Source organism: Streptomyces neyagawaensis (assembly GCF_023516595.1).
In the GTDB taxonomy this organism is placed as follows: Bacteria; Actinomycetota; Actinomycetes; order Streptomycetales; family Streptomycetaceae; genus Streptomyces; species Streptomyces neyagawaensis.
This window is the reverse complement of record NZ_JAMGBG010000106.1, coordinates 1-26,600: the sequence shown is the minus strand read 5'-3', so window position 1 is coordinate 26,600 and position 26,600 is coordinate 1. Positions and strand designations below refer to the sequence as shown.

The following is a 26,600-nucleotide window of genomic DNA, read 5'->3' as shown; positions in this document are numbered from 1 at the left end:
CTCCAGGCCATCGAGCGGGACACCGACGTGGCCTGAGCAGTGGTGCACATAACTTCGTACTCGGCGGAGCACTCAGAGGAGTACCTGGACATGCGCTGGCGCAACACCAACGCCCGCCACCCCAACGTCCTCGCCGCCCAGCGGAAGGAACGCGCCCGCATTCGCAGCGAGAAAGGGATCCGCTGGGGCAGCAGACCCGCGCTCGCCGCGTGAGGAGCTCCAGTCAGAGCTCTTCCGCAACGTCCTCGGACGTCCATCGCCGGAACAACGAGAGCGCCTCGGTCAGATTGCCGGGGCCGCAAGCGATGTGAAACGTCCTCTCGGACGTCCATGCCACCACCCAATCGGGCTCGTCTCGAGTAACTCGCTTACGGGGATACTCCCGGTCGGCCAGCTCCGTCTCCTCAAGATTGATCTTGACGAGCCACCCCGGGTTGTCGAGCGTCTCGATCCTCACGCCCCACTCGTGTTCCCAGTCGCCATCGCACTGGGAGGCATACCAGCTCTGCAACCACTCAAGGACGTGCTCGGATCCGGACATGGACGCGATGCTACGAGAAGCACACGCTGGCCGACGGACCCGGTGAACCTTCCCGGTCACGGCACCAGCCGCATCATCCAGCACCGCTGGCGCTTCGGCTTCACCCTCCGCCCCGAGCGTATCGCCCGCGCCATGGACCTCATCGCCTTCAACCCCCACGGCTCCCTCTCCCGCTCCCGCCGCGAAGGCCTCGCCGCCGCCCAGGCCTTCCACGACGCCCACGGCCACCTCGATGTTCCCGCCGACCACCTCGACGCCGTCGGCTACGAACTGGCCGCTTCATCACCACCATGTGCGACGCCCGCGCAGCCGGCCGCCTCGACACCGACTGGATCGCCGAACTCGACGCCCTGGACATGATCTGGGACAAACGCGACGCCGCCTGGCGTGCCCGGCTCACCGCCACCACCGACTACCACCGCACCCACGGCCACCTCGCCGCCCCCACCACCCTCACAGGAGCCTGGCTCGCTGAACAGCGCTCCCTTGCCGCACACGGCAGACTCGACCCCCAACGCGCCGCCGACCTCGCCGCCATCGACCCCGACTGGCAACTGCCCCACGGCCCGGACTGGCACCGCAAATACCACCTGCTCCGCACCCACCTGGCCGCCGGGCACGACCCCGCCGCCCTCGACCACCACACCGTCCTGGGCACCGTGAAGATCGGCAGCTGGCTGCACCGCCAACTCACCCACTGGGACACCCTCGCCCGCCGGCAGCAGAGCCTGCTGACCGCGCTCCACCTCACCCCCAAGACCCACCCGATGACCACCAGCCGCCCAGGCCGCCGCACCTTCGCCCAGAGCGCACAGATCCTCGAACTCTTCCTCCACCGCGAGCACCGAGCCCCCGCCGCCCGCGAGGAAATCACCGTCGACGGCGAGCGCGTCAAGATCGGCGCATGGCTCGCCAAGGCCCGCACCAAGCATCGCTCCGGCCGGCTTCCCCCCGAGCATGCCGCCTTGCTCGCAGCACTGTTCGACGGCGACTGGACCGACGAAGCCACGCCTCCAGCCGCCCTGTCATAGAAGCCCGCGACTTCCGCGGCGGCGCGTGTCGGTTACACGCGGCAGCTGTCGGTGTGGGTGACTTCGCGGAAGTCGGCGATGAGGGGGCTGGCCATCGACTCGCGGTAGACGACGGCAGCGCGACCGTAGGGCCAGGTGACGGTCCCGTGCTGGACGCCGCCTCCGGCGTACCGTCGTCCTCCGTCTGGCGACAGCCCCTGGGGGCCTGCCACTCGGTCGGGTGAAGACACGGCTGCGGCGGAACTCTCCTCGAGGGGCCGGGCGTGGTGCCGTACATGGATCCGATCCACATCAGGAGCTTATCCGGGCCCCAGCAGACAGCCCGGTCACCGAACACTCGAACACCGGGGGAACGGTCGTGAGGGGTGACCGTTCCCCGTGCTTCTGCCTCAGCGTCGATCAGTGCGGTTGTTGAGGAGGGCTCCCTGCAGGTAGCGGGAAGCCGAGCGGGCGAGGTGGCGGATCCCTGCCCAGAGCGCCAAGACAAACTGCTCACGGAAGCCGCGCGGGTCGGAGTCGCCGTGCTCCTTTCCGCCTCCTTGCTCCGGCAGGATCCCGAGCGCCTCCCGCACAGACGCAAGCGACGAGCGCAGGCGGGGCCGCCCGGAGGCAGAGGTGGCCCATCCCAGCACGATGCTGCTGAGGCCGACCATGAAGAGGACGGTCATCGTCACCGTGTACGAAACTGGCAGCATCTCGGGGCCGGCACCGGGGATGATCTCCTGCTTGCCCCGGACAATGCTCGCGATGACCCATGCCAGCACGGCCGCCCCCACCCCCGCCTCGGAGAGCGCCGCGCGCACCTTCCTGGTCGCCCGGCTGCTGTGGACGCCGACCGTCGCCGCCGCGATACCCAGCACCTTGCCCGCCTGCGCGTGGGGCATACCCAGCTCTTGTGTCAGGAAGTACGCCCGCTGCTGCTGCACGGGCAGTCCCGCGAGTGTCCTGTCTTTTACGTCCCGCAGCTCGACTTCCCCCTCGAAGGCCGGCACCGCCAGCTCGCCCTCCGCCCGTAGGTCGAGGTCGAGTGATGCGTACCCCTGACCCGCGTGATAGCGGCGGGCCGCGCGGCCGGCCTCCCGCCGTATGCAGGCGTACACGTACGGGCGGTAGACACGGATCGGGCCGTCCTTGGCCAGCACGGCCGCTAGGGCGTTCTGCACGACGTCCTCAGGATCAGCCCACCGCCGGTGCACTCCGTGGTTGCCCAGCTGGCTGGCGGCGTACCGGACCATCAGGCCGTACCGCTCCGGCTCCGCCACCAGTTCCCGCAGCGCGTCGGCGTGCCGCGACCGCGGCCTGTCCCTATCAGCCACGCCGACCCCGCTTCCCCGTCCGGTGCCCCTTGCGCACCTGCGCGTCCGACTCGACCTGTGCCCGGATCATCTCGGCCTTACCCGCGGCACGGTTTCGGAACGCGATGCTCTTCAGCACGCTGCTCAGCGTCGGCGCGAAGAGCACCACCAGGATCACCACGACCGAGCCCACACCCGTCACTACCACCGGACCTCCTCCAGTCTGCGGCCCAGCGCCTCACCGTGAAGCAGCGGCCGTACGCATGCTGAGAGGCGGAACGCCGCCGGATTCTTTACACGACGGCGGAAAAATCTTGTGGGCCGGGGAAGGGAGCCGTCCCTGCCACGCTGACGGCGCCCAAGGGGACGGTTCGCCACAGGCCGTCATAGGGGTCATCGGCATCGAGGCTCTCGCCGACATGCCGTCACAGCGCGCGCTCGGGGCCCTCATGAGGGCGTCCCGCCTGGTTTTGTTGATGGGATCCGACACCACTTGTCGCTCAGGGCCGAGAACGCCTCGTTTCGTGGGAGGGCGATGTCTGTGAGTTCTGGCAACGCTTGAGGGCTTGCGGTGGGAGCATGGACGTGCTCTGCGGGATGAGGCTGCGATGGCGCCACCGAAGTCCAAGGTCGACTTGTACGCGGCGATCCGCCGTGATGCCCGGGCAGGGATGTCGTACCGGGCCTTGATGCGTGAGTACGGAGTCGGATTCCGCACGGTGAAGGCCGCGTTGGAGTCGGTCTGGCCGGAGCCGCGGAAGAAACCGCGGCCGCGTGGCACCCGTCTGGATGTCTACAAGCCGTTGATCGACGAGATGCTCCGGGCGGATTTGGATGCTCCGCGCAAGCAGCGTCACACCGTCAAGCGGATCTTCGACCGGCTCGTGGACGAGCACGGGGCGGAGGCGGTGACCTATCCGATGATGCGGGCGTATGTCGCAGACCGGCGGCCCCAGATCGCTGTTGAGGCCGGCCGCGGGGTGGTGCACGCGTTCATTCCGCAGTCTCACCGGCCGGGGGCCGAGGTGGAGGTGGACTTCGGCGATGTGAAGGTATGCCTGGCTGGTGAGCAGGTCACCTGCTTCGTGTTCGCGATGCGCCTGTCGTATTCGGGCAAGGCCGTGCACCGCGTCTTCGCTTCCTGCGGCCAGGAGGCATTCCTCGAGGGCCACGTTCACGCTCTCAGCGTGCTGGGTGGAGTACCGACGGGCAAGGTCCGTTACGACAACCTCCGCTCCGCGGTCTCCCGGGTGCTGAGCTCGCGGTCTCGCGTGGAGAACGAGAGGTGGACCGCGTTCCGGTCGCACTTCGGCATTGATGCAGCGTATTGCCTGCCCGGCATCGAGGGCGCCCACGAGAAGGGCGGGGTGGAGGGGCAGATCGGCTGGTTCCGCCGCAATCACATGGTCCCTGTCCCCGAGGTCGCCTCCCTCGCCGAGCTCAACGCGATGATCGAGCGGTGGGATGAGGAGGACGAACGGCGCCGGATCGGCTCCCGGCCACGGCCGGTGAGTGAGTACTTCGCCGTCGAACGGCCGCTGCTGCAACCGTTACCGGGCGAACGCTTCGAGACAGGGAGGCTGTTCAGCCTGAGGGTGGACCGCTTCAGTCAGATCAGCGTCCGCACCAATCGCTACTCGGTGCCGGTGCGGCTGATCGGGCGGACGGTTCGGGCCATGCTGCACGCCTCTGAGCTGGTGGTCTATGACGGTCAGCTGGAGGTCGCCCGTCACGAACGGCTGATCGCCAAGGGGCAGGCCCGGCTGGATCTGGATCACTACCTGGAAGCTCTGGTCCGCAAGCCCGGAGCGTTTCCCGGGGCCACGCCACCGCCCTCGAACAGGCCCGCTCCGCAGGGAAATTCACGCCCGTCCATGACACGTGGTGGCAGGCGGCGAAGGCTGCCCACGGCGAGCGGGACGGCACCCGGGCCCTGATCGAGGTCCTGCTGATGGGCCGCCACGTTCCCCACGAACACCTAGTCGCCGGGCTTGCCTCCGCACTCAGGGCCGGCGCCCTGACCGCGGACGCCGTCGCCCTGGAGGCACGGAAGGCAGCCGAAGCCGACGAGGTCGCTGATCCTTTCCCGGCCAAGCCAGACCGGACGAACGTGACCTCGCTGACCGAACGGCGGCTGGCCCAGCTGCCGCCCGACACCCGGCCGCCGCCCTCGGTCGCGGCCTACGACCAGCTGCTGCGAGCACGGCAGCCGGCCGATCGCCCCGCCATCCAGGGAGAGATGCCGTGACCCTCAAACGCCACCGCGGGCTGACCGAACAGGCCGCCGACGCCGCCGTCGACCAGGCATGCCGCATGCTCCGGCTGCCAACCATCCGGGCACAGTTCCCCGACCTGGCCGAAGCCGCCGCCCGCGACCAGATGTCCTATCGCGGCTTCCTCGCCGAACTTCTGATGGCCGAGTGCGACGACCGGGCCCGCCGCCGCTCCGAACGGCGCATCAAGGCGGCGCAGTTCCCGCGGGAGAAGTCGCTGCGGACCTTCGACTTCGAGGCCAACGGGAACATCGACGCCGCAGTCATCCACACCCTGGCGACCTGCGAATGGGTCAAGAAGGGCCTGCCACTCTGCCTGATCGGCGACTCCGGCACCGGCAAGTCCCACCTGCTGATCGCCCTCGGCACCGAGGCCGCCATGGCCGGCTTCCGGATCCGCTACACACTCGCCACCAAACTGGTCAACGAGCTGGTCGAAGCCGCGGACGAAAAGATCCTGACCAAGACCATCGCCCGCTACGGACGCGTCGATCTCCTCTGCATAGACGAACTCGGCTACATGGAGCTGGACCGCCGGGGCGCTGAGCTGCTCTTCCAGGTGCTCACCGAACGCGAGGAGAAGAACAGCGTCGCCATCGCCTCCAACGAATCGTTCGGCGGCTGGACCAGGACGTTCACCGATCCGCGGCTCTGCGCGGCCATCGTCGACCGCCTCACCTTCGGCGGGAACATCATCGAGACCGGCACGGAGTCCTACCGGCTCGCCAGCACCAGGGCGGCCCGAGCGCAGGATGCCGCAGGCTGACCTCACCAATGTCACGCCGATCCGTGAGCCGCTCAGCATCACGATCGGTTCAGCGGTGTGCGACGACTTCCAAAGTGATCTTGAGATGCCGCCCCGTCATGCCCTTGGCCTTGGTGATGCCGAAGGCGTACCTGTCGATCGTGGTAGTGCCGTTCGCCGTCATCCGCTTGCCCTCGTGGGCAACCGTGCCGAGTGTGACGGCGATCGGCTGAGTCACCCCGCATACCGTCAACTCGCCGTACAAAGTGGCATCAGCGCCGGATCGTTCCAGACGCTGGCTCCGAAAGCCGATCTCGGGATGCCGAGCCACGTCCAGGTAGTCAGAGGACCTGACGTGGTCGTCACGCTGCTGATTGCCCGACTCGAAGCTTCCTGCCTCTATTGCGACGTGCACCAACGACTCTTCTGCCGGGTCCGCGACAGTGATCCGGCCGTGTCCGATGGCGAAAATCCCTTGGACTGGGAGCAGCCCGAACATGGCGCGTGTGTCGAAGCGGACCGTTGATGCCGCCTGATCGATCTCGTATGCACCTGCTGCTGGTAAGGGCTGGTTCTCTGATGCTGGCATGAGCTTGTAGCCTCCGTGTGCTGAAGATCAACCCGTGATGGGTCAGCCTCTCGCAGCGGCAGCGGGTACGCCAGCCCTCAAGTGCAGGCGCGGCTGACAAGGAGGTCCTGGCAGGCGGCCAAAGCGTTGTCGGTTCTCGTCAACATTTCCGCGGTGTTGATCGCCAAAGTGCTGTACGAACCCATCGACAAACGTTGTCCGCTCTCGCTTACGAAACCACCCATGCCTGGCCTCGGCTGCAGCGAAGTCGCGCTGCTGAGCGGGCAGATGCTGGAAGCGGGCGGCGTAGGGGGTGGGGCGGCGGTAGTACACCGCCGCCACCTCCCCCAGCTCCACCTCCCGGCTGCCGGTGACCAGCCGCCCGGTCCAGGCCGGCGCCCCGGCGCCGATACGGGCGCCGAAGGCCAGACCGGCGCCGATGCCGGCCGGGTCGACCCGTGCAACGGGCACCTCGCGTTCGTTCAGCGCGGCGATGACGCGGTCCGCGGTGACGTCTTCCAGCGCGGTGACGACCAAGACGGTGGAGGCCATCGGATCAGTCCGACTCGTAGTCGGTGGTGTTGTCGTCCTGGGTCTGCGGCTGCGGGTTCTGCCCGTCACTGCTGCCGGACACCGACGCGGTCCCGGTGGTCTTGGACGTGCCGTGCTTGCCCATCTCCACCACCTGACCGGCGGCGTCGGTGTACCGGGCGGTCTGCGTCGCCGCGTCGAGAGCCACCGCGGCGTACGACGGCGGGCCGACCGGTAGCCGGTCGGTAACCAGCCGCATCGCCCACGGAACCTGAGCCGGGGGTGCAAGCGTCGCCATGCGTTCGTCCTTCCCCTATCCCTGACGCGAATAGCCCGTGCGGCTACCGCAGAAGCAGAATCGACCTCCCGCACCAGCCGTGACCAGTACCGTTGGTACCGCGAACCGTGGCGAAACTGCCACGCTCCGTGAAGCAGGAGTTGGGGAGGGCAGCGGCGATGACCGGCAGAACCAGCAACCCGCACCTCGCGCTGTGGGTCGCGGCCACCGGGCTGTCCCACGGCGAGATCGCCCGCCGCATCGCTGCCGAAGCGAAAACCCAAGGTCACCGGCAGATTGCGCCAGATGCCACCCGGGTACGGCGCTGGGCGATCGTCGCCCAGCTCGCAGACGCAACAGGATGAGGCCGAGCACCGCCTCGGTCACGGCTGTCTGAACGATCACCATTCCACGCAGCCGGTTCAGCGAGATGGCCTCGCTCCCGTCCCATGAGGCGGTGTCGGGGAGTTGAGGGAAACAGTCCTCCTGGACGCTGGTCCAGACGAGAGAACGGATCCCGTAGCGGAGTGGCTCAGCCGTCATCCCCCGGAGCGTGATCCCTCGCCGTCGGCCTCGGCCTCGGCAAAGGTGAGTGTGAGGCACACCCAGACGATCGACGAGCCGGCCTCAGCGGAGTGCACATGTCTGGCGAGGCAGCGGAAGCCCCGGGGTCGGGCAGAATACGGTCATGCCCGAATACCTTGAACTCGATCTGGCTGGCGCCGCGTTGCGTGTGGAGCTGTCCGACGCAGGAGAGCCGACAACAGACCTCCTCGTTGCCGAGACGTCGCAGGCGCCAGACCTCCCAGAGGGATTCGGCATGACCACTCCAGTGGCGCGTGGCGGACGGACAGCGGCACTCGCAACGGATGCCCTGCGAGCAACACTGCGCCCACTTGGGCAACTCCTTGAGGAGGTCCACGGTGCGGTCGCGGGCACCGAGAACCCGCCGCATGAACTCAAGGTTGAATTCGGCATTCAAATCGGACAGGACCTCAAGCTGGGCATTGTCGGCCTCAACGGCAAGGCAACCATGACTGTGAGTGCGACCTGGCAGCAGCAGACCACGGCTGATCCCGCCCAGGGGTGAGAATGGGCTGGTTCCGTCGCCGGACATCACCCTGTTCGCATACTGCGCTGCTGCGTGCGGGGGGTGACAAGGCTGCAGGCGCTGCCGCACTCCTGTCATCAAACCGGATACTGACCTGCGCCCATGTTGTCAACGATGCGCTCGGACGCGACTTATGGAGTACCGAGCAGCCGGAGCGAGAGCACGCCCTGAACGTCGCGTTCCACGGCCCCGGAACGACTGGTCGCGGGACCGCCCGGCTGTCGGTCTGGCTGCCTCCGCAACAGCGGACCTCTGGGGTTGTATGGGACGGCGACCTCGCCGTGCTGGAACTCGATGAGCCCGCACCCGACTGGACCAGGCCCGTGGTGTGGCGGGAGATGCGGGAAGGTCTGGGGCTGCGGGCCTGGCACGGCGGCGGAGCGTCCATCACCTATGCCGACACTGTGGCTGGACCCGAGGACGACAGGTGTTGCTATCTGGATGGACAGCTGTCCGGGGCTGCCATCGGGCCTGGATACAGCGGCGGCCCGCTGTGGGTACGGGCCGACTCGACGGTCGCAGGGCTCGTCGTTGCCCATGTAATGCCCAGCCCGGGACCGCTGCAGCCGCAGATGACCGTCCGCCGCAGCTGGGCGCTGCCGTGGCAGACCGTGCGTGAGGAACTGGCTCGTGCGGGGGCGAGGGACGTTCTTGACGAGTGCGCGGTAGCCACGCTGAGCGGTACAGAACGGCAAGGTGGGCAGGAGACTTCGAGAACGGCACAATCACTGGTCTCCGCGCTGCGCGCCTTGCTGGACGACCCAGTCAGGCGCGCCGATCACTGCCGTGCTCTGGCGGCCAGCATCGGCTGTGCGCCCCCACCCGCTGACGACCCGTCGGCTCCCACACTGGACGAGCTGGCCGCTCTACTGTTGACCGAGGACCGGGCGCTGGCCACACTGGCTGAGTCGCTCGCGCCCACGATTCAAAACCACGATGCCGCCCGACAAGCGCTGAGTAGCCTCCTGGCACTTGGCCGCATGGAGGAGAACGTCCGGCTGTTGTCCGTCAACGAGCACCGCCAGCTGCTCGCAGTGCTCCGCACAGTCACCGCGGCCGATCCCGCTTTGATTCCGCGTGCCGCTCGAGAGGCACTGCGGTTTATGGAACTCCCCAGTCCTCTGGCGAGCACCGCCCGGCTGACGCAGGCAGAACTTGACGGAGTGGTGCTGAGCCTGGAGGACTACCCCGACGGCCCTGCCGGGAATGCGGGCTCGACTCCTGTTCCGGCTCTACTCAGACTTGCCGCCTTCGTGGCCGCCGCAACCGACGCCGACAGTCGCGCCATCCTGATCGAATGGTGCGACCATGTCGCCGGCAGGCTGGGAATCAGCCGCGGGGCCCTTGCAGAGCGACGTGCTGACGCGGAGGCATGGGCCTCGCACCGCCCCTCACCAGTCGCCCGGATCGTCACCCGCCTCACCGAGGCTGGACCGGATGCCCCAGGACACTATCTCTGCGAACTCTGGCTGTTTCGCGGCGATGGGACGAGAACGACGGTGACCATGACGAAAGACCCACTGGCACCCGACGAAATCGGCCGGTTCATACGCGAGACTGTTGAGGGATGCCCAAGTGAGGGCGACGAGCCGGCAACGCAGGTGGATGTCGTCGTCGGACCCTGCGGCCTCCAAATCCCCGTCGACACCTGGGAGACAGGCAGCGAGCTCGGTGATGCCTTCCCCGAACTCAGCCTGCCTCTTGGCTCCAGGTATCAGGTCGCCCTGAGGTGCCCCGAGATGACCCGCCGCTCCTCCACCGGGGAGAGCGAGATGCGCAGACGCTGGGCGGCTGGAGAGCCGGGTGCCCTCGTTGTCGACAAGCCTTCCGTCGACCCTCAGCAGCTCTATGAACTGCTGAAGACTCCCTACCGGAACACCGCGCGGGTCGTGCTGCATGGACCACCGCAGCAGCGAGATCCCCTTCTTTCTGTCTGTCTGGCCATGGGTGTCCCCGTAGTGCTGTGGGACCGGGCAGCCGCATCCCATGAGGACGCGGGCCGGCTGGATGACCTCGATCCCACGGGGTCGCTGCACAAACTGCCGCAGCGACTCCAGGAGTTCCGTGCGGCCGCCTTCGGGGCCGCACAGTCGTCGGCCGCAAGGCCCGCGCTGGTATGGGACGACGACGAGCTGCCGCTGCCTGGCCCGCTGGCCCTGGCGGACCCCTCATGACCGGGCTGGCCCAGCGGCGTACAGCTCACGAACCGAACCACGACCAAGGAGCGGACACCTCGATGACGGTCCACGAGCCTTCGAGACAGCACGACGCAAGCGGTGACAGGACTGACAACGACTGGCGGCTGTTCAGGGGCGACGGGCTGGCCCGCAGCATCACCTTCCCGGCACCCCCGCCCTGGCGTCGGTTCGACGGTGCAGGAGTGGAAGGCCCCCGCCGTGAGCGACCGTATCTGATTGGCCCCGCAGAGGCAGACGTCGTCAATGCCGCACTGCTGCTGCGCAGGCCCCTGCTGGTGACGGGGCACCCAGGAACCGGCAAGTCGTCCCTGGCGCATGCCGTCGCCTACGAGCTGTCCCTGGGGCGCGTCCTGCACTGGCCGGTCAACAGCCGCACCACCCTTCAGGAAGCGCTTTACCGTTACGACGCTATCGGCCGGCTGCGGGAGACGAACATGCGCCGCGGGCCGCATGACGGGGACAAGGCGCCGACCGAAGAACCCGGCATCGGCTCGTACGTACGCCTTGGCCCCCTCGGCACAGCGCTCGTGCCATCCACGCCCCCGCGGGTGCTACTCGTGGACGAGCTGGACAAGGGCGACGTCGACCTGCCGAACGACCTGCTCAACGTCTTCGAGGAGGGTGAATTCGAGATCCCGGAGCTGGCACGTCTCCCCGAAGAGCAGAGCCTGGTACGGGTGATGACGGCCGACCCCGACGCCTCCACAGATGTCGTTCGCGGCCGGGTCCGCTGTTCCGAATTCCCCATTGTCGTGATCACCAGCAACGGTGAACGCGATTTCCCGCCGGCGTTCCTGCGTCGGTGTGTACGGCTGGACCTGCCGGAACCGGACGAGGACCGGCTGCGCGCCATTATCTCGGCGCATCTGAACCCCGACGGCACCGACGCCGACATGGAGGGCGTGGACGACCTCATGCGGGCGTTCCTCGCCCGCAGGGCCAGGGGCGAACTCGCAACCGACCAACTGCTCAACGCCGTCTTCCTGCGTCGGGGCGGTGTCAAACTGGACGCCGAGGGGCTGCTCGACGCGGTGCTGCACCGTCTCGGCAGGACGGTGTAGCCGCCGGTGCTGGAGCAAGTCCGAAACATCCTGTCCGGCAGCGGCGAGAAACTGGACGCCGAGGAACTGCTCGACGCATTGTGGCTGGCGTCGCGCCTGCCTCCAGCAGCGGCCGCCCCGCTGGCACGCGCTGCTGCTGGGGCCACCGCCCAGACGCCCGGCGGGCCGGACACCGGTGCTGCTCCCCACAAGCCCTCCAGTCCGCTGGACGACTCACAGCGCAAAGCAGCACCTGCCGGCCCAGAACATCGCCCCGCACCGCAAGGCACTCTGCACGCCGCTCCTGCAGCCCCGCATCAGCAGCCAGCCAGCTCAGACCGGCCCGGGATAGCCGTACGCACCCCAGGAATGAAGGCGCTAGGCAGCACCGAACTGCGCCTTGGCCGATCGCTGCGTCCGCTCAAGCATTGGCGCCCCGACGTGCTGCGCACAGAACTCGACATCGAGGCTACGGTCACGGCCATGGCCGAGACCGGCATGCCGCAGGCGGTGCTACAACCTGCCAGGACCCGGTGGCTGGATCTGGCAGTCCTTGTCGACGATGGCGTCTCTATGCTGCTGTGGCAGCGACTCGCGGGCGAGATCAGAACGCTGATGGAACGCTGCGGAGCCTTTCGCCATGTACGTGTGCACGGCCTGGACAGTCGCAGCCCGGAGGGTCCACTGCTGAGCCAGCGCCCGTTCAGTACACGCACCGCCAGGCTACCGATGTCAACAGTGCTCGACCCCTCGGGCAACACACTGCTGCTCGTTGTGAGCGATGGTGTGGGCAGGGCATGGCGGGACGGCAGGATGCACGCCGCCCTGTTCCGTTCGGCCGCAATCGGCCCGACTGCCCTACTGCACGTACTGCCACCACGGCTACGGCCAGGCTCTGGAATCGGCGCCGAGCCGTGGCGGGTTACGACGCGACGCAAAGGTGCGGCCAACGGGTCCTGGCACATCGAGGACCCCGTGCTGCCGCCGGAGCTGCTGGCCTTTGACGGTGTGCCCGTGCCGGTGCTCGGTGCCGATTCGACATCACTGGGCGCCTGGGCTCATTTGATCGGCTCCGCAGGCGGTACCGCGGTATTGCCCCTGCTCACTTCGCCGGGCACAGGGCCCGCAACCGCCCCTCAGCAGGGAGCCGTCCATGAAGGCGGCACCACCCGTGCGGAAGCGGCTGTTCTGAGGTTCCGGGAGTCGGCTTCCCCGGACGCGTATCGTCTCGCAGCGCACCTGGCCGCGGTGGCGCCGCTCCCCGTGCCGGTGATGCGGCTGGTGCAGCAGGCAGTGAGCCCGGCTGCTGACACCTCTCACCTGGCCGAGGTCTTTCTCGGCGGCCTGATGCACGGCGTCGATGGCTCGGAGGACCTGCCGCACCAACGAAGGTTCGACTTCACGGAGGAGACGCGGAAGGTCCTGCTGGGAACCGTGCCACCCTCCGACCTGGTCCGTACCACTCGCGCAGTCACGACGCGGCTCACCCAGTTGGCAGGATCAGCCGCGGAATTCCCGGCATGGCTGCCGAACCCTCAAGGCCCGGAGCGGATGACGGCCAGCCGCCGACCGTTCGCGTGGGTGGACGAGACGGTGATGCGCCGACTTGGGGCCTCGCTTCCGGACACCCCAGAACCGGCGCCGCCAGCGCCCGGCCCCCTGCGGGAGATGCCGCCAGGGTTCGAGCTACATCCGGACACCACAGGATGGCAGCGCCTGCCCGTATCCGATCCCCGCTTCGACGGCGGCGACTCTCTGCCGTACGAGGTGTTCGCCGAGCATGTGTCCGGCTGGTCGAAGATCGGGCTGTTCCTGGCCCACGACGGCGAGGGCCGTATCCTCGTCATCCGCCAGCCCGAAGTACCGCACGCCCGGGACCTGGTGGCAGCAGAGGTAGCGGCGCTGAAACGGATGGGTAGTCATGCCCCCCGGCTCCTGGCATGGGACATCGGAAGCAAGCGGCCATGGCTGGCGGTTGCATGCGCGCTGGATGGCTCCCAGCCAGCGCCGGACCTGCGTGCCTTTGCCGTGCGGCACGGTCTGCTGCACGAAGCGGGACTACTCACGGTTGCCCGGCAATTCGCAATGGGCATGGCCGGTGCGCACCGCAAGAAGCTCGTCCACGGGTCACTGACACCACACAGCGTGCTGATTGCAGGGAGTGAGGTGCAGATCGCGGGCTGGATGACAGCCACGGTGGACGGGCTGGCCAGCCGACACCGCTCCCGGTACAGACAAGGGACAAGCTACCGGGCCCCGGAGCTTATGGACGGCGCCGATCCGACGCGGGCGGGGGATATATACGCGCTCGGCTGCATCCTCGTCGAGGCGGCGACGGGCCGTCCCCCGACCGAAGGGTTCCTCGAAGCCCTGAACTCGCCGGAACTTCCCGATGGCCTTGCCAAGAGTCTGCGAGCCTGCGTGACGAGCGATCCAGACCGGAGGCCGACCGCGCAGGAGTTGCTGCGCGCCTTCAATGCCCTCGTTCTTGACCAGCCTGGGCAGCGTCAGCTGGCGGTGACCCTCGGATTTGATGCCGACGGGAAACCGGTGCAACTCGACCTGGGGAGCAGGGAAGGCAATCGTCAGGGGCCGCACCTGCTGTGCCAGGGCCGCCCGTCCAGCGTGCGCCGGGGATTCATGCACCGTGTACTGGAGCAACTGACTGATCGAGACAGCATGGAGTTCGTTCTCGCCGACTACAGTGGCCGCAGCAGGCTCCACCGATACGCGAACCGCTCGACCGCCTCGGCGTTCCTCGGACTGCGACAAGCCCCCACGAGAGCCCTTTCCCTGGCTGAAAAGATCAACAACGAGATTACGGATCGCCAAAGGCTGCTAGATGTGGCGACTGGCTACCGTGACATCAGGTTGCTCGAGAGGGCATACCTCACGAATCCGGAATTGCCCCGTCTATCACGCCTGGTCGTTGTCTTAGACGAAGTCCCGCAAATTCTGCAGCTGGCGCCGGAACAGCGCACCGCACTGCAACGAGTCGCGGAGGCGGGTGGACGGCTGGGAATGCATCTTCTGCTGTTCGCTGACACGACCTATCAGGCCTGGCTTGATCCGCGTCTCTCACAACAACTCAAGACACGCATCAAGTTGCTCACGAAACACGATTCAAGGGCGCTTGCCCACGAACTCCCAGACGGTGCAGTTCTGTTTGACGCGTCCGAGTCTGGAGCGGTCCACTTCAGCACAGCATACGGACCAGACAGCGAGCGACCGCCGTCAACTCGCTGAAGAGGGCGCCTGGCGTGAGCGATGGGGAACGGGCACCGGGCGGACAGCGCCGGAGACTGTGATTGATCTGACCACGCTCAGCGACGGTCCCCGCCTTCACCGGATCCGGACGGTGTGAAGGTAGACCACCCGCGCCGCTATCTCCGTGGAAGAGGGTCAGCGCACCCGCGCCGTCAGTCGCTCCCGTCCTGCGCCCCACCAGAGTATGCGCCGAGGTATGCCCGGCCGGCTGGGATGAGGCGGTACTGCCAGGCGCTGGCGTCTTCGATGTAGCCGTGCCCGCTAAGGCCGGCCGCCACCCGCCCGATATCATCTTCGCGAGGGTCTTCTCGGGGACGGCGGCCACCGCATCGAGTGCCGCGTGCAGCCACTCGGACAGCGGCGTCGGGGCGGATGCCTGCTTGGCGGAGGCCAGTTGCAGGGCCCGTCCGGCGGCCCGCCCGGCTCGAGTGAGGCGGACCTGGATATGCCAGACCGGGCCGGCCACGCTGTCCCGTGCCACTCGTCGCAGCTCAGCACCCCCGGTGCTGCAGGGCGGCCGGTGTGGCACCGGCGACCGCAACGAGCACGTGCCGCCGGCCCAGCTGCTGCTGGACCGCAGTGGTCTCGGCAGCCGTCTGCTGACGCGCTCTCAGCCCCTCGAGGTGTCTGCCCGCACCGCCCGGCCGCTCGCCGCGCGGCGTGGGCGGTGCAGGCGGCGGTGCCATGAGGATTCCGGCTGCTCGATCGTTTCGAGCTGGTGGGAGGGCAGCAGCACGCTGCCGAGTTCGTAGGCCAGGTGCAGCTCAATGGGCAGGGTCACCGGATCGGCGAAGAGCGCGGTCGCGAAGCGGCGCTGATGAGCTAGAGCCGCCCAGGCCGCAGTCGAGTCGTCATTCTGTTTGGCCGCCACGAGCAGTTCCAGCAACTCGGGATTCCACACGTCCTTGCACACATCGACCTTCCACACGGTCTCCTTGGCACGCAACGGCGCCCTGCCCATCACAGGGGCGCTTCGGTGCCGAGGGCCGGGGCCGCCGGTTCCGCACGAGCTGTGCCCGCCCCCCGGGAGAACACCTTGCCCCCCACGACCCCTCCGCTGAATCCGGAACTGCCCCGCGACCCGCGTGGGCCCGGCACGGCTCACCCATCTATACGTAGGACAAAGCAGCCTGCCGAGACGAAGGAAGCAGCCATGCCAGTCCACGCAAACAGTGACGACCCGTCAGCATCACCCGTACTCGGGTCGCGCGCGCGTCAGGCGGTCCTTGGTATCGGCCTGCTCGCGCCGCCCGCCGTCATCGGCTTCGTCAGTCCGGCGCTCGGCACCGTGGTGGGCGCCGTCGAACTCACCGTGGTCCTGGTCGTTCTCCTCACCGCGGTCTACGGGTCCGAGCGCACTAGCGACCGGGCCTTCCGTGTCATCTGCCTGGCCCTCAACCGCGCCGAGCCCGCCGCCGCGCGAGCCAGCAACTGAAGCGGAGGACCTGCACACGAGGACGGCGCTGCCATGCTCGTGGAAGACACTCGCCTATCACCGTGGGGCGGCCGCCCTCACAGCATCTACCACCTTGTGGAACGACGGGACCGGATCGGCGGAGGCACCTGATGGATACCAGCGCGGGCAGCGGAACGCCGGCGGCGGTTCACACCGGCGGCCCGCCCGAGGAGTGCGACGGCGGCATCCCGGACCCTGCCGAGACAGAACTCTGCTTCACTGAAGAGCACTTCACCGATCTCGAAGACATGGTCATCAGCGACGATCTGCATTTTGACATGTCCAGCGACACTTACGAAGCCGCCTTACGACTGCGCACCGACCGCCTGCTGCTGGAGGAACTCGTCGCCTGCGGTTTCACCGGCAGCCTCCACGAGGCGTTCCGCAACGAGCTGGCCCGCTACGGCATGGACGTTCTGACGGCCTGGATCCGCAGCGGAAAGATCGCCAGGCTCTGCCGTGAGCGGGGCCGGCCGACCAGCATCGAGGAACTCCGCACGATGCAGTGGGGCACGGACGAGCTGTCCGAACTGGCCATCGAAACCGTCGCGCACGGGATCCGATACTTCTACGCCGAGGTCCTCCATCCGGGCCGGTGGAAGCCCGAGCGCAAGGCCACCCTCAAGACGTTCTTCGTGGGCTCCTGCGTCCTGCAGTTCCCCAACGCCTACCGCCGCTGGCTGCGCGACAGCTACCAATGGCGCCAGATGGTCGACTCAGCAGGCCTCCTCGATGATCTGCACCTGCACGGGGGAGAGGACGACCAGACTGCACCCCCGGTGATCAGCCGTCTGTACGTCGACCACCTCCTCGAGAGGGTCACCGACCCCCAGACCCGTGCCGCAGCCCACTTGGTGAGCTGGGGCTACACCTACGCCGAGGCAGGAGAGCAAGTCGGCCTGAGCGAAAGGGCCGTGGAAGGACGCTTCCGGCGCATCAGGGCCAAGCCCCACCCGGACCCCACGGAGACGCTGTCATGAGCAGCGACACCACGATCGGTCTGAGCGCAGACCAGCTGGAGCGCGCGGCACAGGAGTACATCACGGCTCTGCGTCAAGGCGACCCCAGCGCAGCCGCAACAGCCCAACTGCTTCGCCGGGCCCGCAACGCGCTGCATCAGGCCCCCGCCCCCCGGCACAACCCGCTCGGGGCCGTGCTGGCCCACCCCGAGCGCTTCGGGCCCTGCGGGGTGCGCGACGTCCTGATGCGCTGGGCCGAACAGCTGGACATCTTTCCCGAAGACCGCTCGGCCCTCTCACCAGCAGGCCAACTCACCCGCTTCTGCAACGAACTGATCGCACATCTGCTGATCGAGAACTCATCGATCGGCACCGCCACGGCGCGAATGCTGCGCGAGCGCGCCGACACGACAGCAGTAAACAGCGCCGTGCGCCGGTCCCGGCAGACAGCACCTGCGGCTGACCTTGCCCGCGAGCCCGATGCACCGCCCGATCCCTGGCCGGGGCGCGAAGACCTTCCGGTCTCGGACATCTCCGCAGCAGGCCTCAGCGACACCGAGCTCCTGGAAACCCTGGCCCGTCCCGCAACCCAGCACGAACGGAACCAGGCGTTCTCTGCTCTCGTCGTCCGCCACGCTCCACGTGTCCGCGCCTACTGCCTCGAGCGCATCTCCGACTACCACGCGGCCGAAGACATCGTGCAGCAGGTATTCCTCGATGCCTACCAGGCCTTCGCCTCCCTGCGCCAGCCACTGAAGTTCCCAGCATGGCTGATCAGCACCGCCCGCCGCCGGGTCCTGAGCCATCAGTCCCGCGCCCAGCACACAGAAGCCTGGCCGCCCGAGGCATTCGAAGACATCCCCGACACCACCCCAGAGCACGAAGACATCCAGCTGCGCTCCGTCTGGGCCACTGTCGCACGAGTGGCTGCCTCCCTCGCCCCCATGGATCGCGAGATCTTCCACTCCATCCTCGACGGCATGGGACCCCAGGAGATCGCCCCGATTCTGGGGGTCTCATCCAACGTGGCCCGCCGACGCACTTACGACACACGCACCCACATCACCGAAGGACTCCACGCACTGCTGCTCATCACCGAGTACGCACACGCCTGCCCAGAACTGCACGCGATCAGCGCAGCTCACCGCACAGCACCCACGTTCACCGCTGAATGCCGCACACAGACCCTGAGGCACATGAAGCACTGCGCCACGTGCCGCTCCAACGCCCACCGAGCCCTCACCGATGCCGTCCCCTGGACGTGACAGCCGACTGCCCCTACCGGCGCCCCAACGCGACGCCGTACATCCGCCGCAGGCATGAAAGGGCCAGACCAGCGGGGACGCAGTGACACGCTCACCCGATGAGCTGGTGAAAGAGGTACACCCCCGCCGCGAAGGCCCCGCCCCCGGCGAGGCCCGCTCCCGCGACGCTTCCGCCGTTCAGGACGGTCAGCACGCCCGCGCCGACCGCGGCCAGCACACCGAGAAGAAGGACAAGGACGGCGCGCTGGTCGAGAAGGGGGTCGCGGTCGTTGCTGCGCACATCGGCTCCTGGAGAAGGGCATCGGACCCGGCGGCTCGGCGCCACCGGTCTGGTCGCTGTTGCTGTAGCCGGGGCAGCCAGCCCTGCCCTCGCGTGATCCATGCCACAGCAGGGATGCGCGGGCCGGGCGGGGGGAGAAACGGGCGACGGCCCTATGAGGTGGGTGTGAGGCAATCCCAGGCAACCCACCAGCCGGCCCCAGCACCAAGGAGCGCACATGTCTGACCAGGCAGCGGGCGCTTCCCGGCATCTCGACCCGCCCCTGGACCGTGGGACCGGGCTGCTCGTCTGTCGTCGCCCAGTTTTTCTGTGTTGTTGCGGGGGCTGTGCGCTGGGGTTTCTCAGGTTTTCTGGGTGATGTTCGCGATGCCTGGGGGGTGATCGGGTGTGGGGTTGGGCGAGGTGGTGTCTGTCTGACCTGCGCGTACGCGGGGGTGCGCAGGTTGGTCGAGCAGGGTGCAGTTCTGGTGAGCTGCTACTTGGTGGGACAGGTCAGGTGGTGTCGGGGTTGCTGATGTCCTTGAGGTGGGGCCTGTCGGCTGTGATGTGGTTATGCGTCGCTGGTGCTGTCGGTCTGCGGTTCGAGGTCGATTTCGTGTAGGGCCAGGATGAGGTGGCTTTCGACGTCTGTGGTGGCCTCAAGGGTTGCCTGCAGTTCCTGCCGGCCGTGGTCGAGGAAGGCGTCGATTGAGGCTTTGACTGGAGGTGCCGGTGGAAGGGCGGCGGCGTACAAGGCGGCTGCCAGCCTGCTGTCGACATCCGTGGTCGTGTCCAGCGCGTTGGTCAGGCGCTGCATGGCGGAGGCCAGCACGCCATCTACCGGCTGGGCGGCACTGCGCCTGGGCGAGTGGCTCACAGTGCGCCTCCTTGGTCCTGTTCCTGGAGCATGCGTTCAAGGCTTTGACGTGCCCGGCGCAGGTTCTGGCGGACGTTGGCACTCGGGACTCCGAGGGCCTCGGCGGTCTGTGCTGGCGTGGCCCCGTCGATCTCGAAGGCCATTACCGTGCGCTGCAGAACAGGAAGCCGCCGCAACAGTTGCACGAGGTCGACCTGCTCGGCGATGTCGCCGCACGGGTCAGGCACGCATGCTTCGGGCAGGTCGGCGGGATCCGAGGACCAGGTCTTCTGCTTGTCTTTGGCCTTGAGCCACATGCGCCATGCGGTGGTCCGCAGCCAGGCCTCGGGGTGTGTCACTGACTCCCATGCCCGGGCCAACTGCACGAAGGCGCTCTGCACAGCGTCCTCAGCGTCGTGCCGACCTGCACCGGCGGCGATCAGGAACCCGACGGTCGGTACGAAACGGATTCGGAAGAGGGCCCCGTACTGCTGTTCCTGTTCCGGCGACAGGCCCTGCTGGTCTTGCGGCTGCCTGGGCCGTTCTTCGACAAGCAGCCCGGTGCCCTGCTCGGACTCGGCACGTGTGCTCTGCAGAAGCTCACGCCAGGACTTGACGGTGGGACGCCTGCGAAGCAGAGCGCGCCGTTCCCGTTCGGTCATGCCGCCCCACACGCCGAACTCAACACGATTGTCGAGTGCGTCGGCGAGACACTCCGTTCTCACGGGGCAGTCGGTACAGACCGCCTTGGCCCGGCCCTGTGCAGCCGACTGCACGAACAACTCGTCCGGATCAGCGGTACGACAGGCTGCCTGCCCCGACCACTCAGTCACCCACGACGACACTGCCGCTCCCTTGCTTCTCCGCCGCCCGCGCTCCGCCGACTTCAATGGTGATCTTGTCGTGTTCGTCCATGACCCGGCTGCCGCTGGGCAGTTCCCGGATCATCTCGCTGCGATGTCTGCTGCGGATGTGGGCCATGCTCGTGCGACCGTGCACCCGGATCCACATTCGCAGCGTGCTTGTGAGGTACCCGGCCCCGGCTGCTAGGGCTGCGATCTCATACTCCTGCATTGCCAGGGCTCCCGATTGGTCAACGTGGGCTTGGCTTCTGAAGGGTGAGTGCTTGCGAGGGGCCCGTTGCGTGACCTCGATGCCAGATCTTTTTTGGAGTCTTCCTTCGGATCAGTTGGGTATGCCCGGCCGGACATCGGTGGCCGCTTCAGCTCATGCGGGAATGACTTCGATGCGGGTGAGGAGCTTTTGTTGGGTGGGGTGGAGGGTGTTCCAGCGGGTGCGTTGTCTGTCGGTCCACTTCTGGAGGGTGGGGGAGTGGTCCTGGTCGGTGTGGTGGTGCGACTTGGCTTGTTGGTAGGTGCGTTGCCAGATGCTGGGCCAGGGCGGGTTCCACCAGGGATCGATGGTGTCGAGTGTCTGGCTGGTGGTGGGGGCCAGGCGTCCTTGTCGGGCTGCGCGGCGTTTTTGCACGAGCCAGCGGCCCAGGGGGAAGTCGTCGTGGTGGGTGTCTGCGCTGGGGGAGAGGTGGCCGTTCAAGGCGGCGTAGGCGCGGGCGTGGTCGAGTCCGGGGCTGGGTGGGTAGACGCGGCTGGTCCGGCGGCGGCTGACGGGGGCGATTCCCAGCTCGGTCAGGAGTTTCTGCTGCTCGGGGCGTAGACGATCCCAGGTGGTGCGCTGTGCTGCCGTCCACGCGCGTACGTCGGCCGGCGGGCCGCCGTGGCGGGTTTGTGTGGTGCGGGCGTGGGTGTAGGCGCGTTGCCAGGCGATGCCCCAGGGCGGGTTCCACCAGGGGTCGATCGCGGTGAGGGCCTGGTGGCGGGCGGTGGGGATGGTCTCGCGCCGGGCTTGCTGGCGTTGGTCGTTGAGCCAGCGGCCGAGGGGAAAGCCGTCGTGGACGGTGGAGGAGGCCGCGGCCAGGGTGCGGTGGGCGGCGGCGTAGGCGCGGGCATGCGTGAGCGCGGTCTCGGCGTACGGGTTGAGGGGACGGGTGCGGGCCCTCTCGCGGGTGAGGCCGATGCCGGCCAGGAGGCGCTGCTGGTCGGGGTGGAGGTCGTCGTAGTGGGTGCGCTGCTGGCGGAGCCAGGCGCGCTGGCCTGGGGCGAAGCTGCGGAAGTCGTGATCGGCGTCGAGCCGGTGGCCGGCTCGGACTTGGTCGTGGATGTGCTGCCAGGCGCGTTGCCACGCCAGGCTCCATGGCGGGCACCACCAGGCATCGATCCTGTTCAGCGCCTTCGCCGCGGCAGAGGGAGGCCCGCCCCGGTCGGCGTCGGGACGGGCGTGCTGGCGTTGCCGGCGCAGCCACCGCCCGAGCTGGAATCCGTCGTGGACGGTGTTGATCGGGGCGGCGAGGGTGCGGTGCGTCGCGCGGTAGGAGCGCGCGTATCCGAGACCGACGGCGAAGTCCGCCTCACGCTCGGCGGGCCGGTCGGTAGCGCTGCGAGCAATCTCCCCTGTCAGTCCGATACGTGCGAGCAGGTCATGCTGGCCGGGCTGGAGGGTGTCGTACTGGGCGCACTGGGTGGTCAGCCACGTGCCGAGCGCGCTGCTGGTGCCGGGGAACTTGGCCGCGGCGTCCAGGACGTGACCTTCTTGGACGTGGGTGTGTGCCTGGTGCCAGGAGCGCTGCCATTCCAGCGTCCAGGGCGGGCTCCACCAGGGATCGATCGCCGACAGCGCAAGCGCCCGGGACGAGGGGGCGCCGTGGCGGTGCTGGTAGGCGCGGTCCTTGCTGCGCTGGTTGGCCAGCCACTGCCCCAGCTTGAGTCCGTTCTGGACGGTGTCGGTCGTCGCGTTCACCAGCGTCCCGTGGGCGTCGGCGAAGGCGCGGGCGCAGGTGAGGGCGCGCTGGAAGTGGGTGGCCATGTGCTTGCGGCGGGGCCGGGCCGCCTGTACCGCCTCGAGGGTGAGGCCGATGTCGGCCAGGAGGCGCTGTTGTGCGGGGTGCAGCTCGTCGTAGCCGGTGCACTGGTTGTACAGCCATTCGCCCAGGCCGAAGCTGGTGGTGGGGAAGCCGTGGTCGGGCCGCAAGGGTCCGCGGGCGCGGGTGTGGTCGCGGGCTTGGTAGTAGAAGCGCTGCCACATCACCGTCCACGGCGGCCGCCACCACGGATCCAGCGCCTCGAGTTCCGCGACATGTTCGGGCGGCATCGCCGGGAACTTCCGGTGATTCGACAGCCATCGGCCCAGGGCAAAGCCGTCGAACCGGCTGTGGATCGGGGCGGCGAGATGGCCGTGTACCGCGGCGTAGGCACGGGCGTGTGCCAGCCCCGTTGTGAACGCCTGATCCGACCTGTGCCGGAGCCCCAGGTGCAGCCGCATACCGCCCGCCGCCTTCTCGCCCTTGTGGGCGGTGTGGCGGTAGGCGGTGAGTTCGCGGGCGATGGGGCGGGGCCGGTGCGCCATGTGCAGCGTCCACAGCCGGTCGGCGACGGCTGCGTCCGCGGCGGCCCGTACGCAGTGCTGCGCCCAGAGCAGCAAAGGGCCGGCCGAGGTCGAGGCGATCCGCTCGGGCAGCCACGGCCGCCCCGTGACCCGCGCCAGTTCGCCCACCAGACCAGGCACGTGAGCGAGCGTGTGAGGCAGATGACCGCCGGTGTCGGCGAGCAGCCGCTGCCTGGTGCGTTCATCGGTGAGGACCGAGGTGAGGGCGACGGTCTCGGGGTAGGTGACCGCGTCCCTGGCCAGCAGCCTCCACCAGACCGGATCGGCCCCCTGCGGCAAGAGTTGGCCTACCCGGCGCGGCCACTGCTCTTCTTCGGGCCACTGCTGCGCCCACCAGGAGACGACCACGGCATGCGCGACCTCGAACGCACGGACGGTGTCCGGCCGATGGCGCAGCAGATCCAGATGCCGCCGGTGCGCCGCGACAATCTCCGGCAGTCCCGCCAGGTCGACCTGTTCGGTGTCGGCTGGTGCGCCGTCGATCCAGTGGGTTCCGAGCATCCAGCGCCGGTGGCGCAGGCAGATCCGGGTGTGCGGCTGTAGATACACCCGGGCGGGTTTGGCCCGTCCGGTGCGTGCGGCGGTGCACAGCCGGCAGCCTTCCCCTGCGGCTGGCACCACGGCCCCGAAGCGGAACCGCCCGGCTGCACCTGCCCTGTCCGGCGAGACGGGCTCTTGGGCGGTCCAGGCGGGCAGGGCCCGCTGCAGGATCTCCTCGGATACACGGCTGAACGCGGAGATGCGGGCACGGGCTTCGGCGTTGAGGTAGACCTCGCCGTCCGTGCGGTAGCCCTTGAACAGGCCTCCGCCGACCTGGAGGAGCGCGGGGATGAGGTCTCTGACGCCGAGGCGGTAGCGGCCGGCCAGCCGGTCCAGGTACGACAGGTTCGTCTCGCCCTGCAGCGGCGCGAGCCGCACCGGCCCCGGACGTGCCGCAGCCGTACGCGGCGGTTGCGGCTGTGGTGGAAGAGAGTCGTGCATCAGGGAGCAGAGGTCGTTCCTGGCGGGCTCGGCTGTACCGGCAGCCGAGCAGTGGTCACGGGGAAGCGGGACGGACGGCTGAGGCAGACACCGACAGTCAGGGCTGGCGCTGCGAAGGCGTCCGGCGGCGGTGCGGTGCGCGGGCCCGCTGTTCGGCGGCAGTGTCGAGTTCGATCTCTTCGAGCAGTTTCTTGGTGATCTTTTCGGTGCCGTCCAGGAGGGACACGAGGGCGGCTTCGCGGATGAGGTGGGAGAGGCTGCCCATGCGGCCGCCGGTGCGGGCGTGGAGGTAGGCGGCGTGCGTGAGCAGGGTGCCGGGCCGGTGGTGGCGCAGCCGCAGGGCGCTGTCCATGCTGTTCACCAGGTCGTGCCAGATCTGTTTGTCGGCCGGGCTGCCGTAGCGCAGGGGCTGGTTGCGCACGATTTTGAAGCGGCCGGCGAGCTGGGAGCCGCGTACGCCGGTCAGCAGGGGTGAGGATTCGACGTCTATGCCGGAGTAGACGAAGGTCGCCGGGATCCGCTCGCCGAGGTACTTCAGCTGGTCGGAGGTCTCGGCGCCGGCCCGGCTGCGGGTGTCCATCAGGTGCACGTCGTCGACCAGGACCAGCTGGGTGCTCAGCTCGCACAGCAGCTTGCACACGGCGTTGGTGATCTGGATCTGGTTCATCCGCTCCAGGGCGGGCAGGCCGAGGAAGCGGGCGAACTCGCTGATGAGCATCTTCGGGGTGGAGGACGGCGGCACGGTGATGAACAGCACCGGCAGACGCCCGTCCTGGTTGGGGTGGCGGCGCCGGTCGGCGAGTTCGACGGTGCGCCCGAGCTGCTGCATGGCGGTGGTCTTCCCGGTGGTGGCCGGTCCGGAGATGATCAGGCCGCGTCTGGCTCCGCCCTGCTGGCCGCGGTTGAGTAGCAGCAGGCGGCGTACCGCGGTGGAGATGGTGTCCATGGCGGGGGTTTTCAGCACCACGAACCGTGCGTGGTAGTCCTCGCGCTGCTCCAGCGTCCATTCCTGGTCGTCGGCGTCCCGTGCCGGTGCGTGGGGCGTGTCGACGAACTGCTGCCATCCGTCCCACGTGGTCAGCGGACTGAACGTGCTCGTGGTGGCGGGCTGGGCCGCTGTCACCATGCCTGGGCCTCCTGGTACGGGTCGTAGATGCGCATGCCGCCCGCCCCGGCGGCGTTCAGCGTCTGCTCAGCGGCCTGGTCCTGGGTCGTTTCGGCCGTCGGCTCGGATGGTTCGGCCTCATCCGCGTGGCCTGCCGCAGCGTCTGGGCCGTCGGCGAGGGCGGCGAGAAGGTAGTCCTCGTCGTCCTGGTTGTCCTCGATGTCGTCCAGGCTGTCGTCGGTGTCCCAGCCGTCGCCATCTTCAAGCGGGACGGTGAAGGAGCCGGGCAGCCCGAACGAGGCCCCCGGCGCGAGAGGCGCAGGCCACTGCTGCGGGGTGGTGGCGGGGGAGGGATCGGTCATCCGCGCGGCCGCCTGGGCCCGGGCGGCTACCGTCCGCTCTCGCTTGCTGCCCAGTCCCTGGCCGGCACGGCGCAGCAGTGCATCGAGTGCCTGGGCGATCGCCGCCTCGTGCTCTTCACGGCCATGCCGGCGCTGGACGGTGCGGCGGACGTGGTCGAAGGTGAACGCGGTGAACGGGCGCCTAACCGCCCCTGCATGGACCCACGGCACCTCGAGCCATCCCTCGGGCAGGCGCACCCACACCCGGTTCGGATCGTAGGGGTTGTGGTGGACTCCCACCGTCCGTTCTTGTCCGCCCGCGGTGAGCGGCGGCGCCGGTAGGGGTTCAGGCCGGGGTGGTCGTAGGTGCGGTAGCCGAAGCGGATGCCGTAGTCGTTGACGGCCTGCCACCGAAGGGGCAGCAGCTCGACGTAGTCGTCGGCGGACAAGGGCACCGGTACATGCCCGGTCAACGCCACCAAAGCTGCCCACATTTCGTTCGGGGAGACGGCGACCCGCGGCATCATCGGGTGCCGCAGCGCTTCGTGCCGGCGCTCCTGCCACCCGCAGATGACCCACTCGTCCAGCAGTTCCTGAAGCTGCGTCAGGCTCCAGCAGGCATCCTGTTCCGCGGCGGCGCCGCGCTGGGAGACGTCCGAGCCGGTGTGGCCCGGCAGGTACTGGCTGAACCCGTCGGCAATGGCGCGGAAGGTCCGCTCCACGTTCCCCTTCGCCGGGCCGTTCGCCGGCGGCACCGGCTGCACCGAGATCCCTAGGCTCTCGCACGCCGAGACGAACGACGCCGACACATACACCCGGCCCTGGTCCACGATCACCGTCTCCGGCATGATCACCGGCCGGGCGGCAGCCTGCTCCAGCCGCGCGTCCAACGCGATCAGCCGCTCGTAGGGGATGACCGACCGCTGCATGGACAGCGCCTTGTCCCAGCCCGGCCGCATCGCCACCGGCACCACCGTCTGCGCCAGCAGCATCGCCGCGTCCACCGACGTCGTGCCCACCGGCCGCAGCACCGCGGCGCAGA

The 26,600-nt window shown here is 68.4% G+C and carries 26 protein-coding genes and 3 pseudogenes; 13 read left to right on the top strand and 16 right to left on the bottom strand.

Features of this window, described 5'->3' with window-relative positions; translation table 11 throughout:
- Positions 1-90: 90 nt before the first annotated feature.
- Positions 91-213, top strand: a pseudogene (locus M8J73_RS33540) (IS630 family transposase); the annotation flags it as partial.
- Between the two features lie 10 nt (positions 214-223).
- On the opposite strand, the gene M8J73_RS33535 reads toward M8J73_RS33540, so the two are convergent.
- Positions 224-541, bottom strand: a complete 318-nt coding sequence (locus M8J73_RS33535; protein WP_055539994.1) for an immunity 53 family protein — start codon at positions 539-541, stop codon at positions 224-226.
- Between the two features lie 42 nt (positions 542-583).
- Between M8J73_RS33535 and M8J73_RS33530 the strand changes: the two genes are divergently transcribed.
- Both M8J73_RS33530 and M8J73_RS33525 read left to right on the top strand, forming a co-directional pair.
- Complete coding sequence (locus tag M8J73_RS33530; protein ID WP_240501433.1) at positions 584-901, top strand: helicase associated domain-containing protein; 318 nt, start codon at positions 584-586, stop codon at positions 899-901.
- On the top strand, positions 832-1,572 hold the full coding sequence (locus M8J73_RS33525) for a helicase associated domain-containing protein (RefSeq protein WP_055539990.1): 741 nt from the start codon (positions 832-834) through the stop codon (positions 1,570-1,572). The genes M8J73_RS33530 and M8J73_RS33525 overlap by 70 nt, the downstream gene beginning before the upstream one ends.
- Positions 1,573-1,961: 389 nt before the next feature.
- Here M8J73_RS33525 and M8J73_RS33520 read toward each other — a convergent pair whose 3' ends face one another.
- Both M8J73_RS33520 and M8J73_RS33515 read right to left on the bottom strand, forming a co-directional pair.
- Positions 1,962-2,888, bottom strand: a complete 927-nt coding sequence (locus M8J73_RS33520; protein ID WP_055539992.1) for an RNA polymerase sigma factor — start codon at positions 2,886-2,888, stop codon at positions 1,962-1,964.
- Positions 2,881-3,075 (bottom strand): hypothetical protein, encoded by a 195-nt coding sequence (locus tag M8J73_RS33515; RefSeq protein WP_055539993.1) that lies wholly within the window; start codon positions 3,073-3,075, stop codon positions 2,881-2,883. The genes M8J73_RS33520 and M8J73_RS33515 overlap by 8 nt, the downstream gene beginning before the upstream one ends.
- A gap of 400 nt (positions 3,076-3,475) precedes the next feature.
- Between M8J73_RS33515 and istA the strand changes: the two are divergent.
- Both istA and istB read left to right on the top strand, forming a co-directional pair.
- Positions 3,476-5,115: pseudogene (istA, locus tag M8J73_RS33510) on the top strand (IS21 family transposase).
- A complete protein-coding gene (istB, locus tag M8J73_RS33505) occupies positions 5,112-5,906 on the top strand; it encodes an IS21-like element helper ATPase IstB (RefSeq protein WP_055538851.1) in 795 nt (264 codons plus the stop codon). Before istA ends, istB begins: the two are co-directional and overlap by 4 nt.
- A 49-nt stretch (positions 5,907-5,955) precedes the next feature.
- Here istB and M8J73_RS33500 read toward each other — a convergent pair whose 3' ends face one another.
- From M8J73_RS33500 to M8J73_RS33490, 3 genes are read right to left on the bottom strand one after another with little or no spacing between them, the layout of a single operon-like run.
- Positions 5,956-6,474 carry a YceI family protein gene (locus M8J73_RS33500; RefSeq protein ID WP_055538852.1) on the bottom strand — a complete coding sequence of 173 codons (519 nt, stop codon included), beginning with the start codon at positions 6,472-6,474 and terminating at the stop codon, positions 5,956-5,958.
- A gap of 42 nt (positions 6,475-6,516) precedes the next feature.
- Complete coding sequence (locus M8J73_RS33495; protein WP_055538853.1) at positions 6,517-7,005, bottom strand: MvdC/MvdD family ATP grasp protein; 489 nt, start codon at positions 7,003-7,005, stop codon at positions 6,517-6,519.
- 4 nt (positions 7,006-7,009) lie between these two features.
- Positions 7,010-7,282 carry a putative ATP-grasp-modified RiPP gene (locus M8J73_RS33490; protein ID WP_206187838.1) on the bottom strand — a complete coding sequence of 91 codons (273 nt, stop codon included), beginning with the start codon at positions 7,280-7,282 and terminating at the stop codon, positions 7,010-7,012.
- 158 nt (positions 7,283-7,440) lie between these two features.
- Here M8J73_RS33490 and M8J73_RS33485 point away from each other — a divergent pair, with 158 nt between their 5' ends.
- The 5 genes from M8J73_RS33485 to M8J73_RS33465 all read left to right on the top strand — a co-directional run bounded on the left by M8J73_RS33485 (position 7,441) and on the right by M8J73_RS33465 (position 14,856).
- Positions 7,441-7,626 carry a hypothetical protein gene (locus M8J73_RS33485; protein ID WP_079054843.1) on the top strand — a complete coding sequence of 62 codons (186 nt, stop codon included), beginning with the start codon at positions 7,441-7,443 and terminating at the stop codon, positions 7,624-7,626.
- Between the two features lie 323 nt (positions 7,627-7,949).
- Positions 7,950-8,351 (top strand): CU044_2847 family protein, encoded by a 402-nt coding sequence (locus M8J73_RS33480; RefSeq protein ID WP_055538855.1) that lies wholly within the window; start codon positions 7,950-7,952, stop codon positions 8,349-8,351.
- 302 nt (positions 8,352-8,653) lie between these two features.
- Entirely contained in the window at positions 8,654-10,546 is a 1,893-nt protein-coding gene (locus M8J73_RS33475) for a VMAP-C domain-containing protein (protein WP_240501284.1), read from the top strand.
- 62 nt (positions 10,547-10,608) lie between these two features.
- Positions 10,609-11,631: an AAA family ATPase gene (locus M8J73_RS33470; RefSeq protein ID WP_055538857.1), complete on the top strand. Its 1,023-nt coding sequence runs from the start codon at positions 10,609-10,611 to the stop codon at positions 11,629-11,631.
- Positions 11,632-11,637: 6 nt separating this feature from the next.
- Positions 11,638-14,856, top strand: a complete 3,219-nt coding sequence (locus M8J73_RS33465) for an SAV_2336 N-terminal domain-related protein (protein WP_157873140.1) — start codon at positions 11,638-11,640, stop codon at positions 14,854-14,856.
- A 631-nt stretch (positions 14,857-15,487) separates the two neighbouring features.
- Here M8J73_RS33465 and M8J73_RS33460 read toward each other — a convergent pair.
- Complete coding sequence (locus M8J73_RS33460) at positions 15,488-15,841, bottom strand: RNaseH domain-containing protein (RefSeq protein ID WP_505016642.1); 354 nt, start codon at positions 15,839-15,841, stop codon at positions 15,488-15,490.
- A 189-nt stretch (positions 15,842-16,030) separates the two neighbouring features.
- Between M8J73_RS33460 and M8J73_RS33455 the strand changes: the two genes are divergently transcribed.
- The 3 genes from M8J73_RS33455 (at position 16,031) to M8J73_RS33445 (ending at position 18,557) form a co-directional block, all read left to right on the top strand.
- Complete coding sequence (locus M8J73_RS33455) at positions 16,031-16,312, top strand: hypothetical protein (protein ID WP_055540262.1); 282 nt, start codon at positions 16,031-16,033, stop codon at positions 16,310-16,312.
- A 131-nt stretch (positions 16,313-16,443) separates the two neighbouring features.
- Positions 16,444-17,313, top strand: coding sequence for an RNA polymerase sigma factor (locus tag M8J73_RS33450; protein WP_055540263.1), 870 nt, complete (start codon positions 16,444-16,446; stop codon positions 17,311-17,313).
- Positions 17,310-18,557, top strand: coding sequence for an RNA polymerase sigma factor (locus M8J73_RS33445; protein WP_055540264.1), 1,248 nt, complete (start codon positions 17,310-17,312; stop codon positions 18,555-18,557). The genes M8J73_RS33450 and M8J73_RS33445 overlap by 4 nt, the downstream gene beginning before the upstream one ends.
- A 91-nt stretch (positions 18,558-18,648) precedes the next feature.
- On the opposite strand, the gene M8J73_RS33440 is transcribed toward M8J73_RS33445, so the two are convergent.
- From M8J73_RS33440 to M8J73_RS33400, 9 genes and pseudogenes are all read right to left on the bottom strand, one after another.
- Positions 18,649-18,837: a hypothetical protein gene (locus M8J73_RS33440; protein WP_055540265.1), complete on the bottom strand. Its 189-nt coding sequence runs from the start codon at positions 18,835-18,837 to the stop codon at positions 18,649-18,651.
- 550 nt (positions 18,838-19,387) lie between these two features.
- Positions 19,388-19,693: a hypothetical protein gene (locus tag M8J73_RS33435; protein ID WP_055540266.1), complete on the bottom strand. Its 306-nt coding sequence runs from the start codon at positions 19,691-19,693 to the stop codon at positions 19,388-19,390.
- Positions 19,690-20,229 (bottom strand): RNA polymerase sigma factor, encoded by a 540-nt coding sequence (locus tag M8J73_RS33430; RefSeq protein ID WP_276205963.1) that lies wholly within the window; start codon positions 20,227-20,229, stop codon positions 19,690-19,692. The genes M8J73_RS33435 and M8J73_RS33430 overlap by 4 nt, the downstream gene beginning before the upstream one ends.
- A pseudogene (locus M8J73_RS33425) lies at positions 20,224-20,517 on the bottom strand (WhiB family transcriptional regulator); the annotation flags it as partial. The gene M8J73_RS33430 and the pseudogene M8J73_RS33425, both read right to left, overlap by 6 nt.
- The gene (locus M8J73_RS33420) at positions 20,498-20,653 is read right to left on the bottom strand and encodes a hypothetical protein (protein WP_206187923.1); all 156 of its coding nucleotides are present in this window, start codon (positions 20,651-20,653) and stop codon (positions 20,498-20,500) included. The pseudogene M8J73_RS33425 and the gene M8J73_RS33420, both read right to left, overlap by 20 nt.
- Before the next feature lie 246 nt (positions 20,654-20,899).
- The gene (locus M8J73_RS33415) at positions 20,900-24,049 is read right to left on the bottom strand and encodes a helicase associated domain-containing protein (RefSeq protein ID WP_240501479.1); all 3,150 of its coding nucleotides are present in this window, start codon (positions 24,047-24,049) and stop codon (positions 20,900-20,902) included.
- Positions 24,050-24,209: 160 nt separating this feature from the next.
- Positions 24,210-25,238 (bottom strand): TniB family NTP-binding protein, encoded by a 1,029-nt coding sequence (locus M8J73_RS33410; protein WP_055540269.1) that lies wholly within the window; start codon positions 25,236-25,238, stop codon positions 24,210-24,212.
- The gene (locus M8J73_RS33405; RefSeq protein ID WP_240501481.1) at positions 25,232-25,579 is read right to left on the bottom strand and encodes a hypothetical protein; all 348 of its coding nucleotides are present in this window, start codon (positions 25,577-25,579) and stop codon (positions 25,232-25,234) included. The genes M8J73_RS33410 and M8J73_RS33405 overlap by 7 nt, the downstream gene beginning before the upstream one ends.
- Positions 25,580-25,605: 26 nt before the next feature.
- A partial coding sequence (locus M8J73_RS33400; RefSeq protein WP_372504060.1) for a TnsB C-terminal domain-containing protein occupies positions 25,606-26,600 on the bottom strand: 995 nt, incomplete at its 5' end.